A 14,605-nucleotide genomic window follows, 5' to 3' on the forward strand; every position below is an offset into this window, starting at 1 on the left:
TCAGTCCTGTGCAGTCTTGAAGCGCGTCCACACGCGCATGCGTGCCCGCATGTCGGCCTGTGGTATATCGCGGCCCGGAATCAGCCGGGCATAGGTGGCTTGGTCGAGATAGATATCGGGGTTGTCGCGCATGCGTGGGTCCACCGCCTGGCGCGCCTTGGCGCTTGCGGTGGGGTAACCGGTGAAGTTGCTGATGGCAGCCATGTTCGCCGGACGCATGACGAAGTTGATGAAACGATAGGCGTATTCCGGGTGCTTGGCATCGACCGGGATGGCCATGGTGTCCATCCACACCGTGGTGCCTTGGCGCGGTACGCGGTACTGGAAGTCGAGGTGCTTGCCCGCAGACTCGGCGGTACGCTGGGCCTGGATCACATCACCGCTGTAGCCCAGTGACAGGCACAGGTTTTCGTTGACCAGTTCGGTCACCGGTTGTGACTGGAACTTGCGGACATACGGGCGTATGGCCTTCAGCAGCTCGCTGGCGGCGGCCAGGTCTTCACGCTTGGCGCTGCGTGGCTCGCGGCCGAGGTAATTGAGCACCACGGCCAGTACTTCATCGGGCGAGTCGATGACCGAGATACCGCAGTCGGCGAACTTGGCCGCCAGTTCCGGTTTGAACAGCAAGTCGAGGTTGTCCAGCGGTGCATCGGGCATGCGCTGGCGGACCTTGTCGGCATTCACTGTCAGGCCGATGGTGCCCCAGGTGTAGGGCACCGTGGCCTGGCTGGCCTTGGGGTACTGGGCATGCAGCTTGCGCAAGCCGGGTTCGATATCGTCGAGCGCTTCCAGGCGGCTGTGGTCCAGTGGCTGCAGGCTGCCGGCGCGCATCAAACGCTCGGCAACGGTATCACCGGGGAACACCAGGTCGTAGCCACTGCGCCCGGACATCAGCTTGGCTTCGAGCACCTCACTGCCGTCCATCACGTCGTAGATTACCTGGATACCGGTTTCGGCGGTGAACTGCTTGAGGGTGTCCTCGGCAAAATAGTCGGCCCAGTTGTACAGGCGCAGCACCGGCTGTTCGGCCTGGGCCTGGCTGGCGCAGGCAGCCAGCGCCAATGCGGCTAGAACGTGGCGTTTCATGCTCAGGCCCTCAGGCTGTGTGGGTGTGTGCCGTCCAGGGTCAGCAGCGTTGCGTACATTTCTGGGCGGCGATCACGGTAGATGCCCCAGCTCAGGCGGTCTTCGCGCATGCCGGCAAGGTCCAGGTCATGCAGCCAAATGCCGCTGCTGTCGCGGTCGGCTTCGGCAAGCATGGCGCCCTTGTGGTCGCAGATGAACGACGAGCCATAGAAGCGCATGGCCAATTCGGCATCGCTGGCGGCGACCTCTTCGCCAACGCGGTTGGCCGCCACCACCGGCAGCAGGTTGGCGGCTGCATGGCCGCGCATGGCGACCTGCCAGTGATCCCGTGAGTCCAGTGCGGCGCAACCGGGCTCGGAGCCGATAGCGGTGGGGAACAGTAGGACTTCGGCGCCCATCAGTGCCAGGCAGCGGGCTGTCTCGGGGAACCACTGGTCCCAGCAGATGCCGATGCCCAGCCGGCCAAAGGCGGTATCCCAGACCTTGAAGCCGGTGTCGCCGGGGCTGAAGTACTCCTTCTCCTGGTAACCGATGGCGTTGGGGATGTGGGTTTTGCGGTATACGCCGAGCAGGCGGCCGTCGGCATCGGCCACGGTCAGCGAGTTGAAGAAGGCATTGCCGGCGCGCTCGTACCAGCTCAGCGGCAACACCACGCCCAGCTCGCCGGCCAGTGCGGCGAAACGTTGCAGGATCGGGCTGTCGGGGTAGGGCTGGGCAAGGGCCTGGTGCTGGTGGTCCTGCTCGATGCAGAAGTACGGGGTGGCGAACAGCTCCTGCAGCAGGATCACCTGGGCGCCCTTGGCAGCGGCCTGGCGTACTAGCTGTTCGGCACGGTCGAGGTTGTCGGGCAGGTTCCAGCTGCACGGCATTTGCGTGGTGGCAATGCGCAGCCGGCTCATGGTTGCACCTCGGGCTGCTGTTGGGTGATGCAATGAATGCCGCCGCCGCCGTAGGCAATGTGGTCGATGCGCACCGGCACGATCTCCCGGCCTGGGAAGGCGTGGGCCAGTTGCGCAGCGGCCTCCTGGTCGGCAGCGATGCCATAGGCCGGCATGATGATCGCGCCGTTGGCGATGTAGAAGTTGGTGTATGACGCGCAGAACACCTCGGCGTCCTGATCGACGGCGGCGCTGGCCTCGTACAGGTCGAGCAGTTCGAAATGGCGGCCTTGGGCGTCGGTGGCCAGTTCCAGGGCGCGGCGGTTTTCTCGCACCACTTCGGCGTACACCGAGTGTGGGTCATGGGTGGCGTCGACCAGCAGCACGCCTGGTCGGGCGAAGGCGCATACGCCATCGACGTGGCCGTCGGTCATGTCGCCGGTGACGTACTGCGGGTCACCCGGCAGCCAGATGGTCTTGCTGATGCCCAGGTAGCGGGCGAAGCAGGCCTCGAACTCGGCTTTGCCGATGCCTGGGTTGCGGTTGGGGTTGAGCAGCACCGACTCGGTGGTGATCAGCGTGCCTTCGCCATCCACATGGATCGCACCCCCTTCGTTGCACAGCGAGGTGCTGAACCCGTCCAGGCCGAGCTGGTCGAGGATGCGCCGGCCCAGGCTGCGGTCAAGGCTGTGTTGCGACTTGCCGCCCCAGGCGTTGAAGCGCCAACTCAGCCCAGCCAGGCCCTGCTGCGGGTGGCAGATGAAGCTCGGGCCGCTGTCGCGGCACCAGCTGTCGTCCACGGCCAGTTCGATCAGCTCGATATTGGCGCCACACAGGGCACGGGCGCTGGCCACGGCGGACGGATCGACCACCATCTTTACCGGCTCGAACCGGGCGATGGCCGCTGCGACACGGGCGTAGTCCTGCTGTACATCGGCCAGGCGCACGTGCCAGCCGCTTTCCCACAGGGCCTGATTGTGTGGCCAGACCATCCAGGTTGCCGCGTGGCGGGCCCATTCGGCAGGCATACGCCAGCCGCTGTCGAGGGACAGGTGCATAGTGAACTCCGATCTATTAAGGATTTTTATCAACGAAGCCCGCCGTCGCGGGTGTTGGTGTCCATGCTATGGCTAGGCTTGGCCCGCGACAAACGATAGATTTAGCGCATATCTGATCAGTAGGGCTTATCGATCATGCTTAAACACTGGCCACCCCTGAATGCCCTGCGCGGCTTCGAGGCTGCTGCGCGACTGGGCAGCTTCCACAAGGCTGCCGAGGCGTTGAACCTGACCCAGTCCGCCATCAGCCAGCAGATTCGCAGCCTGGAAACCTACCTGGAGCAGCCGCTGTTCCATCGCAGTGGCCGTAGCGTGAGCCTGACCGACGCCGGGCACGACTTGCTCAGCACCACGCAATCGCTGTTGCAGCACCTGGCCGTAGGCATTCGTCGGTTGGAGCAGTACCGCAAACCCAACCAATTGGTGGTGAATACCAGCCCGGCGTTTGCCAGGCACTGGTTGCTGCCGCGGCTGGCGGACTTTCACCAGCGCTGCCCGGACGTCGACCTGTGGTTGTTCACCAGTTTCGAGGTGCCGGACATGGCCACCGAGACCATCGACCTGGCCATCCGCGATGACCTAAGTGCCCAGGCCGAGTGCAGTTTCAGCGTGTTGCACCAGGACCAGCTGTACCCGGCCTGCCATCCCTCACTGGCGACTTCGCCCGCGCGCACTACCTTGCATGGCGAACGGGAAATGGACTGGAGCCATTGGCAACTGGAGGGCGGCGAGGATGTTGGGCAGCAGGGCAAGGGGCTGAATTTTTCCGACCCGGGGTTGTTGCTGGATGCGGCGAGCGAGGGGTTGGGGGTGGCACTGGTCAGCCAGTTGCTGGCGCGGCGGGCAGTGGGCGAGGGGCGTTTGCAGGCGTTGTCGGTGCAGCGCGTGCGTGGGCCTGCGTGGGCTTGCCTGGTGCATCGAGACAGTCAGGAGGATCCGCTGGCCCGGCAGTTTCTGGACTGGTTGAAAGCCGCTCTGCTGTCAGGTTGATATTGCCTGTTTCGGTTTTGCATCCTTTTGATCACCCCGTAATATGTGTCGGATAACTTGCGGGGGTAGTCTCACCCTCTGATCAATCGGAATCGCCCCGAGCGGCGCTTCCCCGGCATAAACCTGACGAGGTACAGACATTGGCCATCATTCATCCTAAGGTTCGCGGTTTCATCTGCACCACGACTCACCCGAAGGGCTGCGAGCTCAACGTCCGTGACCAGATCGAAGCCACCCGCAAGCTGGGCGTGCGCGAGGATGGCCCGAAGAAGGTCCTGGTCATCGGTGCTTCCAGCGGCTACGGCCTGGCAGCCCGCATCACCGCGGCGTTCGGCTTCAAGGCCGACACCCTGGGCGTGTTCTTCGAAAAGCCAGGCACCGAGACCAAGGCTGGCACCGCTGGCTGGTACAACGCTGCTGCCTTCGACAAGTTCGCCAAGGCCGAGGGCCTGTACAGCAAGTCGATCAACGGTGACGCCTTCTCCGACGAAGCCCGTGCCAAGGTCATCGAACTGATCAAGAACGAAATGGGTGGCAAGGTCGACCTGGTCATCTACTCGCTGGCTTCGCCCGTGCGCAAGCTGCCGCAGACCGGTGAAGTGATTCGTTCGGCACTCAAGCCGATCGGCCAGCCGTACAAGTCGACCGCCATCGACACCAACAAGGACACCATCATCGAGGCCAGCATCGAGCCGGCCACCGAGCAGGAAATTGCCGACACCGTCACCGTCATGGGTGGCCAGGACTGGCAACTGTGGATCGATGCCCTGGCTGGCGCCAACGTGCTGGCCGAAGGCGCCCGTACCGTGGCCTTCAGCTACATCGGCACTGAAATCACATGGCCGATCTACTGGCACGGTGCATTGGGCCAGGCCAAGCAGGACCTGGACGAAACCGCCCTGCGCCTGGACAAGAAACTGGCCGGTGAAGTGAAAGGCGGCGCCAATGTGGCGGTGCTGAAGTCGGTGGTCACCCAGGCCAGCTCGGCCATCCCGGTGATGCCGCTGTACCTGTCGATGGTCTTCAAGATCATGCAGGAGAAGGGCGTTCACGAAGGCACCCAGGACCAGCTGGACCGCATGTTCCGCGACCGCATGTACCGTGCCGATGGTGCCCCGGCCGAGGTCGACGAGAAAGCTCGCCTGCGCCTGGACGACTGGGAACTGCGCGACGACGTGCAGGACGCCTGCAAGGCCATGTGGCCACAGGTGACCACCGAGAACCTGTTCGAGCTGACCGACTACGCCGGTTACAAGAAGCAGTTCCTCAACCTGTTCGGTTTCGAGCGCGCTGACGTCAACTACGACGAAGAGGTGGCGACCGATGTGAAGTTCGACTGCATCGAGCTGTAATCGGGCCAGCCTGTACCGACCTCTTCGCGGGCTTGCCCGCTCCCACAGGTTCAGTGCTTACCTCAAGGCATGCGCAATCCCTGTGGGAGCGGGCATGCCCGCGAAGAGGCCGGTACAGGCTACGAAATCTTTGCTAGTTTTGGCGCACGACAACAGGGAATGCGCCATGAGTAGCCTCACCCAACCCGCCGCCCCATTTCGCCAGGCCACAGCTGACGGCTACAGCCTCGGTGGCTTCCGCTGGCGCCACGCTCGCCCTGACCCCCAGCGCCCGCTGGTGATCATCAACGCTGCCACTTCGGTACGCTGCCGCTATTACTCCCGCTTTGCCGACTACCTGTTCGCCCAAGGCTGCGATGTGCTGACCTATGACTACCGTGGCATCGGCGAATCCCGCCCGGCATCGCTACGGGGTTTCCAGGCCTCGTGGAGCGATTGGGGCCGGCTGGACTTCGAAGCCATGCTGGCGCATGCGGCAGCGCATTTTCCTGGTCAGCCGGTGGATGTGGTGGGGCACAGCTTCGGCGGCTGCGCGGTGGGGCTGGCACCGTCGGCAGGCCAGGTGCGGCGGGTGGTGATGGTGGGCGCGCAGTTCGCCTACTGGCGCGACTACGCAGCCGCCCAGCGCTGGCAGCTGGTGGGCAAGTGGCATGTGGTAATGCCGATACTGACTCGGCTATTCGGCTATTTCCCCGGCAAGCGCCTGGGCTGGCTGGAGGACACGCCATCTGGCGTGGTGCGTGACTGGACCACCCGAACCCCACGTTATGAGCACCGTCCCAGCGGGCGGGCGCTCGCGACGCTACCGTTCGCTCAGGTGCGTGCGGCGACGTTGGCCATCAGCCTGACCGACGACCCATTCGGCACCGTTGCCGCCACCGAGCGGTTGCTGGGTTATCTACAGGGTGCCCAGCACCTGCGCATCGCGCCTGTGGATATCTCGGTCGAGGAGATTGGCCATTTCGCGTTTTTCCATGACCGGTTTCGCGAAAGCCTGTGGCCGATAGCCTTGCAGTGGTTGCAGCAAGGGTTGTTGGCCACTGAGGTACCGGGAACAATCATCGATTGATGGAGGTTTCGCGGTCCCTGTAGGAGCGGCCTTGTGCCGCGATGGGCCGCAATGCGGCCCCGGCGATATCAAGCCTTGCGCGACAGTGGCTGCCCGGCAAATTTCACACCCGCCAAACCATTGTTGATCAGCGCGCGGATATTGCCATGGTCGTTGCCTTCAGGCGTGGCCACCACGTCACGGTAATGCTCGCCAAAGGCCAGCAGCGCTTCCTGGTCGCTCAGCCCTTCCAGCAGTGCCAGGCCCAGGGTCTTGCACGAACCTTCGTTCTGCCCGGCGGCATTCTCCACGCCACCATTGTTGAAAGCCTGAGGCTGGTAGCTGTAGTGGTCGGCAATGAACGCCAGGGTATCGGCAAATACATGTTGGCCGCTGGCCAGGCTGGCGCGCAGGGTGTTCAGATCAGTCACGAGGTTTTCCTTTTTCGAACGCCGCTTGTTGTTCGGCGCTGGCTTCTTTCTGGTATTGGGCTTTCCACTCGGCGTAGGGCATGCCATACACCGCTTCGCGGGCGTCATCCAGGCTCAGGTCGAGCTGGCGCTCGTCAGCCGCGGCCTTGTACCACTTGGACAGGCAGTTGCGGCAGAAACCGGACAGGTTCATCAGGTCGATGTTCTGTACATCGGTGCGTTTTTGCAGGTGTTCGACCAGGCGCCGGAAGGCGGCGGCCTCAAGTTCGAGCTGTTGTTGTGGCGTCATGGGCGTCTCTCAAGTCATGCGGTTCTTCAGGTGGCGGCCACCGTTGATGACCACCTGGCTGCCGGTGCTGTACTGGCTGGCGAGCAGGTACTTGACTGTCTCGATCAGCGGGCCGGCGCCGGGTTCGAATTCCAGCAGGGCCTTTTTCAGGGTTTGCTGGCGGTAGGTTTCGTCACCCCCTTCCTTGAGGATCAGCAGCCCGGGCAGGATACCGTTCACGTGCACCTTGGGCGCATATTTTTCGGCGAATGACAGCACCATGTTCTGCAGCGCGGCCTTGGTGGCGGCATAGCCGATGTGGCTTTTACTGCCGCGTGAAGAGGTTTCGTCGCAGATGTGGATGATGTCGGCCTTCCCCACCTTGGCCAGCAGGTCGCCCAAGGCCAAGTTGAGGTGGTAGGGCGCTTCGACGTGCAGGCGGAACATGGTCTCGAGGTTGTCGAGGCCGTCGTCCAGCCACAGCGAGGCGTTGTGGATAATGGCGCGCAAACCGTCGTAATGGTTGTGCAGGTGGTCGATCAGCGCCTGGCGGTCGGCCGCCTGGCACAGGTCGGCTTGGAACTGCACGATGTTCGGGTGGGCCGCCTGTGGCTGGATGCTGCGGCTGGCACTGACCACCGTATGGCCGGCCTGTGCCAGTTCAAGGGCCAGGGCCAGCCCGACGCGCTGGCTGGCTCCGGTAACGAGAATGGGGCTGTTCATGTTCAGGGCGGTCAACTTGTCTGTCCTTTGGTTGCCACCCAGCATACCCGAACTGTTTCCCTGTTGTATGGCCTGGCCTCAGCGGCTGCGCAAGGCGCCAGCGGTGGCCGGGGAGGCCTGCAGCCAACTGGCTAGCAGGCGGGTGGACAACGGGATGAACAGGTACACCATCAGCGGCGTCAGGGCCAGGGTGCTGAGCAGTACTCGCGGTATCAGGTCGAGTGCCGTCAACCAGTGACCGAACAGCAGGTTGAATGCCAGCGAGACGGGGAAGAACGCCAACCAGATGGCCACGGCCTGCTTCCAACGGGGTGGTTTTTGCACCATGTTGGTGCCAAACCAGTCGTCGATACCACTTACGCGCGCCTCTTTGGGGCGTTCGAACAAGCCATTGCCGCGCTGCAACCAGGCCCGGCGCGAGGCGGAATGTTCCCAGGCGTGCAAGGTGGGCTCGTCGCCAAAGCGGAAGATGATCTGAAATTCGTCGCCATCGCGGGGCGGGGCGAGAATGCCCGAGCCGAGGTAGCCGGGGAAGTCAGTGGCCAGCTGCTCGCCTTCGTGCAACCAGGCCAGCAGGTCCTGGTAGCGGCCATGGGCGGCGCGGCGCGACACCATCAGGGTGACGGGTGGGGTAGACATCGTGTATCTCCTGGCAACGGGGCTGGCGGGTAGCTGGCCCCTTTGGCTGCGTGGCCCGGGGTGGTGGGCGACGCAGGCGTGCATGCAAGAATCGGGCGCGGATTATCGCGCAGTTGCGATCGCCGGCAAACGGTTGCACCCTGCGGCGGGTGCTGGCGTAGTAGACTACGTGTTCAACGTGCGCACTCAGGGTACACCGTGCAGATGAACGAACAGGGACGTAATCCGGTGATCGATGCCAGCTTCGAGCAGCAGGAGCTGTTTCCGATTCGTGAAGTTTCCCGTCTGACCGGCGTCAATGCCGTGACCCTGCGTGCCTGGGAGCGCCGCTATGGCCTGATCCAGCCCATTCGTACCGACAGTGGCCACCGCCTGTACTCACAGGCCGACATCGATGAAATCCGCCGTATCCTCGGCTGGCTGGAGCGCGGTGTGGCGGTCAGCAAGGTGGGCAGTATTCTTGCGCGGGGCCATGCCCTTGCCGGGCAGGCGGGCGGCGCGACCGATGCCTGGCTGCGCTGGCAGCACCAGATTCGCCTGGCGGTGCAGGGTTTCGACGTGGCAGGCCTGGATCGCCTGTACGAAGCCGTGTTTGCCGCCTGCACCCTCGACCAGGTGTTCGCCGAAGTGTTCATGCCTGTGTGGCACGACATGGCGGTTCGGCAAGGCGGCTACGGGCAGACCAGTGAATGGCTGTTCCTTGACCAGTTCCTGCGCGGTCGGGTGTTCGCCCGCCTGCAGCTTGCCCATGTGCCGCGCAGCCGTAGCGTGCTGTTGGCGCCGTTGCCGGGGCAGTGCCATGAGCTTGAGTTGCTGGTAACCAGCTTGCTCCTGGGCAGCGACGAAACAGGTGTGATTCCCTTGGCGAGCGGGCAGCCGCTGCAAGAGCTGGCGCTGGTCTGCGAACGCCTGCGCCCGGCCGCCCTGGTGCTGTTTTCGCATCAGGCGCCGACAGCGGAGCTTACCCGCCACCTTACGCGCCTGGCGGCGGTGCTGGAGTGCCCGTTGCTACTGGCCGGTGAAGCGGCGGAAGTGGCGCAGGAGAGCCTGGCTGGCAGCCCTGTCGCCTGCCTGGGGGCGCAGGGGAGTGTGATGCGCCAGCGCTTGCGGCAGTTTTTGGCCGGTCAGCTCGATACCTGAGTGTGCAGCTCGGGGTGGGCGTGGCGATGGGCCTGGAGGATATAGTCGCGCAGGCGTTCGATTTCTTCGGCCGGGGTTTGGCTGAGGTCGTAGGCTGCCAGGTCCGGGCCGATGCGCCGGCCCAGCACGCCATGCAGTTCGATTGGGCTGATGCCCCCTGGGGCGAAGCGAAGCTCGAAGCGGGCGGGTGCCGCAGGTAATTCACGCACCTCCACCAGCACACCTTTGAAGGAAATATCCCGCACCCAAAGGCCACTTGTCTGCTCATGGGCATCGAGCAGTGCGCTCGGTTGGTCCATCGACAGGCGCCACGGGCGCAGCATGGGGCCGTCTTCGTAGATTTCCGGTGAACCCAGTTGCAGGTGCAGGGCGTGGAACTCGTCCTCCACCAGTTGCAGCGGGAAGCTGATCTGCTGGTTATTGAACTGGGCCTGCAAGGTCACTTGCTCGTTGGCCACCAGGCGGGTGAGCAGGTTCTGGATGCGGCGGTCGCCATTGACCAGCAGGCTCGACATGGAGTCGGCCAGGTTCAATTGCGGCGAATGCTGCATGTTCTGTATGAAATCCAGCTCGTCCTGGGTCAGGAGCACGTCTGCTTGCATGATCGAACTCGGAGGTGGCGATTTCTTCAACGGGATTGACCGTGCGTGGCGTACTTGGTTCAGGTGCGTTCGTCGGCTTTCGGACGAGCGCGCATCTCGGCCAGTTCTCGTTCCAGTTCGACCTGGCGGCTGACGTCCTTCTGGATGCCGATGAAGTAAGTGCGCTGGTCGGCGTCGCTCCTCACCGGGGTGATCGACAGCTCGTTCCAGAAGGCGCTGCCATCCTTGCGGTAGTTGCGCAGCACTTCGCGGCACGGGCGGCCTTCGGCCAAGGCCTTGCGGATGCGCGCGCGGCCAAGCTGGTCACGGTCGTGGACCTGCAGGAAACGGCAATCCTGATAGAGGACTTCGTCGCGGCTGTAGCCAGTAAGGCGTTCGAAGGCGGCGTTCACGTAGATCAGGATCGTGTCGTCGCCTTCTTGTTCGGCGACCACGATCCCATCATTGGAGGCATCGACCATCGATTGCAGCAATTGTGCGTTGATCATGTTCGGGCCATCGAGCAAGAAAGGGTGCGAAGCTGGGCTGAAGGCGGCGACTTTGGTAGAGGCGGCCTTTTGCCATCGCTGGATGCTAGTATCCTACGTTTTCACTCAGTTTCGGAATCCTCTTCCCGATGAAAGTCGTCATTATTTCCGGATCGGTCTATGGCACCGCCGAAGAAGTCGCCCGTCACGCTGAATCGCTGCTCAAGGCCGCGGGGCTGGAGGCCTGGCATGCGGCGCGCGCCACCCTTCAGGATCTTCAGGGCTTTGCCCCCGACGCCTTGCTGGCCGTGACCTCGACCACCGGTATGGGCGAGCTGCCAGACAACCTCATGCCGCTGTACAGCGCCATTCGTGACACCCTGCCTGCGGCCTGGCGCGGCCTGCCGGGCGCAGTGATTGCGCTGGGCGATTCCAGCTATGGCGACACCTACTGTGGTGGTGGCGAGCAGATGCGCGAGCTGTTTGCCGAGTTGGGCGTGCGCGAAGTGCAGCCGATGCTGCGCCTGGATGCGAGCGAGACGGTGACCCCGGAGGCGGATGCCGAGCCGTGGTTGGCTGAGCTGGCGAGTGCGCTGAAAGCCTGACCAGGCGAGGACTGTGGTGCCCCTGTAGGAGCAGCCTTGTGCTGCGAAGAGGCCATAAAGCCGGAAAGAGTCGTTTGCCTTACCGGCCTCTTCGCAGCACAAGGCTGCTCCTACAGGTGTGAACTGGGGAGCACCGGCCACTCGCGCAATAAGGCCAGCCACGCCTTCGCCGCCCGTGACAGGTAAGCCCCGCGTCGCCAGATAAAGGCAATATCCCAACGCAGATCCCCCGGCGAACGCAGCGGCAAACGCACCACCCCGGGGCGCTCCAGCGCTTTTGCCACCACCCGGGGCAGCAACACCACGCCCTGGCCCGCCGCCACCAGCGCCGCCAAAAAATCTGCTTGGCCACTGCGCCCGCCTTCCTTGGGGGTAAAACCCTGCTGTTGGCACGCCTTCAACAGCCGATCGTTTAGCACGAAACTGCGCTGGTACAGCAGAAACGGCGTATCGGCCAGTTGCCCCAGGTCCACCCCGTCCGAGCCCGCCAAGGCATGCCCAGCCGGTAGCAAGGCATCCAGGGGTTCGTTGCAGAACGGCTGGTAGTCGAATGCTTCGTCACTGGGCGTCAAGCTGCCGCCCAGCTCCAGTTCCCCGCTTCTGACGGCCTGTTCGACATTGCGGCTGCCACCTTCGAGCAGCTGGATGGCGATGTTCGGGTGGCGCCGTCGATACTCGGCGAACAGGCCGGCGAACAAGGCGTCGCTGCCCAGCATCGGCAAGCCCAGGCGCAGTTCGCCACGTTCCATCTGGCTGAGATCGTCCAGTTCGTTGAGCAACGCCTGGCGCTGGCGCAGCAAGGCTTCACCACGTTCCAGCACGATACGCCCGGCAGCGGTCAGGTGCAGTTGTGAAGCCTGGCGCTCCAGCAGCGGCTGGCCCACATCTTGCTCCAGCTGGGCCACCTGCTTGCTCACCGCTGACTGGCTGATGTGCAGGGTGTGTGCCGCCTGGGTAAAACCGCCGCGGTGGACCACTTCGATAAAGCTGCGCAGTTGTTTGAATTCCATGTTCCGATTCCATTATGGAATGGTGGCCAGTCTAACAATTCGCTTCTGGCCTAGGCAGCCGAATCTTAAAATGAGGGCCTGTCGAGGACCCCCCCATGAAACCCGCGTTAGTGAAAAAAGCCCTGCGCCTGCTCGTCGAGCTGGCGATTCTCTGTGCCCTGTTCCTGCTCGGCGGCCAGCTTGCCAGTTGGCTGGGCTGGCCGATCCCCGGTGGCGTGATGGGCCTGGCCTTGCTGCTGGTATTGTTCGCGTCGGGTGTGATGAAGCCGGCCATGCTGCAACTGGGCGCCGGCTGGCTGATGGCCGAGATGCTGCTGTTCTTCATCCCGGCGCTGATGAGCCTGCTCGACTACGGCGCGTTGATCCGTGAAGAGGGCTGGCGCATCTTGCTGGTGATCGCCGTGAGCACGCTGATGGTGATGGTGGTGACCGCATTGACCGTGGAGCTGGTGTGCCGCTGGAGGTTGCGCCATGAGCCTTGAACCCATGCCGCTGTTCTGGCTGGCCCTGACCTTGCTGGCTTACCTGGGCAGCCGCTGGCTGTACCGGCGCAGCAAGCGCTACCTGCTGTCGCCGTTGATTCTGGTGCCTGTGCTGCTGTTGGCGGTGGCCGTGCCGCTGCATACAGCCTATGCCGAATACGCTCGCAACACGCACTGGTTGATGAGCGTGCTTGGCCCAGTGACTGTAGCCTTCGCGGTACCGATCTGGCAGCAGCGGGCCATGCTGGCGCGCCATTGGCCGGCCCTGCTGGTGGGCATGCTGGCCGGCAGCAGTGCTTCGATCGCCAGCTCCTGGGGCCTGGCGCACCTTCTGGCGCTGGACAGCGCAACCAGCCTGTCGCTGGTGCCGCGCTCGATCACCACGCCCTTCGCCATGCCGCTGGCCCATGACCTGGGTGGCGTGCCGGAGCTGACGGCGGTGTTCGTGATGTTCACCGGCGTGCTCGGCGCCATGTTCGGTGGCGTGCTGTTGCGCTGGCTGCCGCTGCGCACGCCGCTGGCACGGGGTGCGTTGTTTGGCGTTGGCGCGCATGGCGCCGGGGTCAGCCGGGCGCAGGAGGTGGGCCGCGAAGAAGGCTCGGTGGCCGGCCTGGTCATGGTCCTGACCGGGCTGCTCAACCTGTTCGCGGCGCCGCTGCTGGCCATGCTGCTCTGACCGTTCGTGCCACTGACTCGCTCAGTCATCAAGCTGGCTGGCAACGCAAGTTCCAGCCAGTTGGCTGCTAGCTAGACTCTGCCTCGACATAGAGAGCACATGTATGTGCCGAGGTGACATGCAATGACCGCAGCCTTGCCCTATTCCGCCAACACCACATCACCGGGACCGTTCTGATGCCTATGGCCGAAATTCCATTGTGCGTCTGGCGTACCCGGGGACAGAGTTTCACCTTCCGGGGCCAGAGCATCCGCTACTGGACCGCAGGGCAAGGAGAGCCCCTGCTTTTGTTGCACGGTTTCCCCACCGCCAGCTGGGATTGGCACTACCTGTGGGGACCATTGAGCCAACGCTTCCGGGTGATCGCTTGTGACATGCTCGGCTTCGGTGATTCGGCCAAACCGGTCGATCACACCTACAGCCTGATGGAGCAAGCGGACCTGCAACAGGCGTTGCTTGCCCACCTCAAGGTCGAGCAGCCGGTGCACCTGCTGGCCCACGACTACGGCGGCAGCGTGGCCCAGGAACTGCTGGCGCGCCACCATGAGCAACGTGCCGACATCGCCAGTTGCGTGTTTCTCAACAGCGGGTTGTTCCCCGAAAGCTGCCGCATGCTGCTGATCCAGAAGCTGCTGCTCAGCCGCTTTGGCTGGTTGGTCGGGCGCTCGTTCGGGCGTGACGACCTGGTGCGCAACGTGACCCAGGTCTACGGCCCTTGCACTCACCCTAGCGAGAGCGCGCTGGATGACTTCTGGAGCCTGATCGCTGCCAACCGGGGTACGCGCATCCTGCACAAGCTGGTGGGCTACATGCCGGAGCGCAGGTTGCACCGCGAACGCTGGGTCGGGGCGATGCAGCGCAAAGGCGTACCGCTGCGCTTCATCAATGGCGTGGTCGACCCGCTTTCCGGCGCGCACATGCTCGAGCGGTACCGGCAACTGGTGCCGGAGCCGGACACTGTGCAACTGCAGGGCATTGGCCATTACCCGCACACCGAAGCGCCGGTGCAGGTACTGCGCCATTACCTGGCTTTTCGTGAACAACCGCTGAGCTACTACCAGCCGAAAGTGGCGTGGTCCTGACGAGGCCTCATCGCCCTGCGTTATTGCCAGGCATTCAGCCTGCGTGAGCTTGATTGTCCGCTTGCCGC

Annotated in this window: 18 protein-coding genes; 8 read left to right on the forward strand and 10 right to left on the reverse strand. The window is 63.7% G+C overall.

Features of this window, described 5'->3' with window-relative positions; genetic code table 11:
- From ACNFBR_RS11125 to ACNFBR_RS11135, 3 genes are read right to left on the reverse strand one after another with little or no spacing between them, the layout of a single operon-like run.
- The gene (locus ACNFBR_RS11125; protein ID WP_416734971.1) at positions 1-1,086 is read right to left on the reverse strand and encodes an extracellular solute-binding protein; all 1,086 of its coding nucleotides are present in this window, start codon (positions 1,084-1,086) and stop codon (positions 1-3) included.
- Between the two features lie 2 nt (positions 1,087-1,088).
- Positions 1,089-1,985 carry an N-carbamoylputrescine amidase gene (gene aguB, locus ACNFBR_RS11130; RefSeq protein WP_416734972.1) on the reverse strand — a complete coding sequence of 299 codons (897 nt, stop codon included), beginning with the start codon at positions 1,983-1,985 and terminating at the stop codon, positions 1,089-1,091.
- On the reverse strand, positions 1,982-3,022 hold the full coding sequence (locus ACNFBR_RS11135) for an agmatine deiminase family protein (protein WP_416734973.1): 1,041 nt from the start codon (positions 3,020-3,022) through the stop codon (positions 1,982-1,984). The genes aguB and ACNFBR_RS11135 overlap by 4 nt, the downstream gene beginning before the upstream one ends.
- Before the next feature lie 135 nt (positions 3,023-3,157).
- On the opposite strand from ACNFBR_RS11135, the gene ACNFBR_RS11140 reads away from it, so the two are divergent.
- From ACNFBR_RS11140 to ACNFBR_RS11150, 3 genes are all read left to right on the forward strand, one after another.
- The gene (locus ACNFBR_RS11140) at positions 3,158-4,012 is read left to right on the forward strand and encodes a LysR substrate-binding domain-containing protein (protein ID WP_416734974.1); all 855 of its coding nucleotides are present in this window, start codon (positions 3,158-3,160) and stop codon (positions 4,010-4,012) included.
- A gap of 140 nt (positions 4,013-4,152) precedes the next feature.
- On the forward strand, positions 4,153-5,364 hold the full coding sequence (gene fabV / locus ACNFBR_RS11145) for an enoyl-ACP reductase FabV (RefSeq protein WP_416734975.1): 1,212 nt from the start codon (positions 4,153-4,155) through the stop codon (positions 5,362-5,364).
- A gap of 166 nt (positions 5,365-5,530) precedes the next feature.
- Entirely contained in the window at positions 5,531-6,433 is a 903-nt protein-coding gene (locus tag ACNFBR_RS11150) for an alpha/beta fold hydrolase (RefSeq protein ID WP_416734976.1), read from the forward strand.
- A gap of 68 nt (positions 6,434-6,501) precedes the next feature.
- On the opposite strand, the gene ACNFBR_RS11155 is transcribed toward ACNFBR_RS11150, so the two are convergent.
- Genes ACNFBR_RS11155 through ACNFBR_RS11170 form a run of 4 tightly spaced genes read right to left on the reverse strand, consistent with a single transcriptional unit; the run spans position 6,502 to position 8,473 of the window.
- Entirely contained in the window at positions 6,502-6,843 is a 342-nt protein-coding gene (locus tag ACNFBR_RS11155) for a HopJ type III effector protein (protein ID WP_416734977.1), read from the reverse strand.
- Complete coding sequence (locus ACNFBR_RS11160; protein WP_010955294.1) at positions 6,836-7,132, reverse strand: DUF1244 domain-containing protein; 297 nt, start codon at positions 7,130-7,132, stop codon at positions 6,836-6,838. The genes ACNFBR_RS11155 and ACNFBR_RS11160 overlap by 8 nt, the downstream gene beginning before the upstream one ends.
- A gap of 9 nt (positions 7,133-7,141) precedes the next feature.
- Positions 7,142-7,879 carry a dihydromonapterin reductase gene (folM, locus tag ACNFBR_RS11165; RefSeq protein ID WP_416734978.1) on the reverse strand — a complete coding sequence of 246 codons (738 nt, stop codon included), beginning with the start codon at positions 7,877-7,879 and terminating at the stop codon, positions 7,142-7,144.
- A gap of 33 nt (positions 7,880-7,912) precedes the next feature.
- Positions 7,913-8,473 carry an antibiotic biosynthesis monooxygenase gene (locus ACNFBR_RS11170; protein WP_416734979.1) on the reverse strand — a complete coding sequence of 187 codons (561 nt, stop codon included), beginning with the start codon at positions 8,471-8,473 and terminating at the stop codon, positions 7,913-7,915.
- Between the two features lie 204 nt (positions 8,474-8,677).
- Here ACNFBR_RS11170 and ACNFBR_RS11175 point away from each other — a divergent pair, with 204 nt between their 5' ends.
- Positions 8,678-9,613 (forward strand): MerR family transcriptional regulator, encoded by a 936-nt coding sequence (locus tag ACNFBR_RS11175; protein ID WP_416734980.1) that lies wholly within the window; start codon positions 8,678-8,680, stop codon positions 9,611-9,613.
- Here ACNFBR_RS11175 and ACNFBR_RS11180 read toward each other — a convergent pair.
- Together ACNFBR_RS11180 and ACNFBR_RS11185 are read right to left on the reverse strand one after the other, a co-directional pair.
- Positions 9,598-10,215, reverse strand: a complete 618-nt coding sequence (locus ACNFBR_RS11180; protein ID WP_416734981.1) for a hypothetical protein — start codon at positions 10,213-10,215, stop codon at positions 9,598-9,600. The two genes, ACNFBR_RS11175 and ACNFBR_RS11180, sit on opposite strands and share 16 nt — an antisense overlap.
- A gap of 59 nt (positions 10,216-10,274) precedes the next feature.
- Positions 10,275-10,703 (reverse strand): PAS domain S-box protein, encoded by a 429-nt coding sequence (locus ACNFBR_RS11185; protein ID WP_416734982.1) that lies wholly within the window; start codon positions 10,701-10,703, stop codon positions 10,275-10,277.
- A gap of 128 nt (positions 10,704-10,831) precedes the next feature.
- On the opposite strand from ACNFBR_RS11185, the gene ACNFBR_RS11190 reads away from it, so the two are divergent.
- Positions 10,832-11,287, forward strand: a complete 456-nt coding sequence (locus ACNFBR_RS11190) for a flavodoxin (RefSeq protein ID WP_416734983.1) — start codon at positions 10,832-10,834, stop codon at positions 11,285-11,287.
- Between the two features lie 110 nt (positions 11,288-11,397).
- On the opposite strand, the gene ACNFBR_RS11195 is transcribed toward ACNFBR_RS11190, so the two are convergent.
- Positions 11,398-12,297, reverse strand: a complete 900-nt coding sequence (locus tag ACNFBR_RS11195; protein ID WP_416734984.1) for a LysR substrate-binding domain-containing protein — start codon at positions 12,295-12,297, stop codon at positions 11,398-11,400.
- A gap of 95 nt (positions 12,298-12,392) precedes the next feature.
- Here ACNFBR_RS11195 and ACNFBR_RS11200 point away from each other — a divergent pair, with 95 nt between their 5' ends.
- From ACNFBR_RS11200 to ACNFBR_RS11210, 3 genes are all read left to right on the forward strand, one after another.
- Positions 12,393-12,779, forward strand: a complete 387-nt coding sequence (locus ACNFBR_RS11200; RefSeq protein ID WP_416734985.1) for a CidA/LrgA family protein — start codon at positions 12,393-12,395, stop codon at positions 12,777-12,779.
- Complete coding sequence (locus ACNFBR_RS11205; protein WP_416734986.1) at positions 12,769-13,455, forward strand: LrgB family protein; 687 nt, start codon at positions 12,769-12,771, stop codon at positions 13,453-13,455. The genes ACNFBR_RS11200 and ACNFBR_RS11205 overlap by 11 nt, the downstream gene beginning before the upstream one ends.
- Positions 13,456-13,631: 176 nt before the next feature.
- A complete protein-coding gene (locus ACNFBR_RS11210; protein WP_416734987.1) occupies positions 13,632-14,537 on the forward strand; it encodes an alpha/beta fold hydrolase in 906 nt (301 codons plus the stop codon).
- Positions 14,538-14,605 lie beyond the last annotated feature (68 nt).

The organism is Pseudomonas sp. NY11955 (genome assembly GCF_048068035.1).
Lineage (GTDB): Bacteria > Pseudomonadota > Gammaproteobacteria > Pseudomonadales > Pseudomonadaceae > Aquipseudomonas.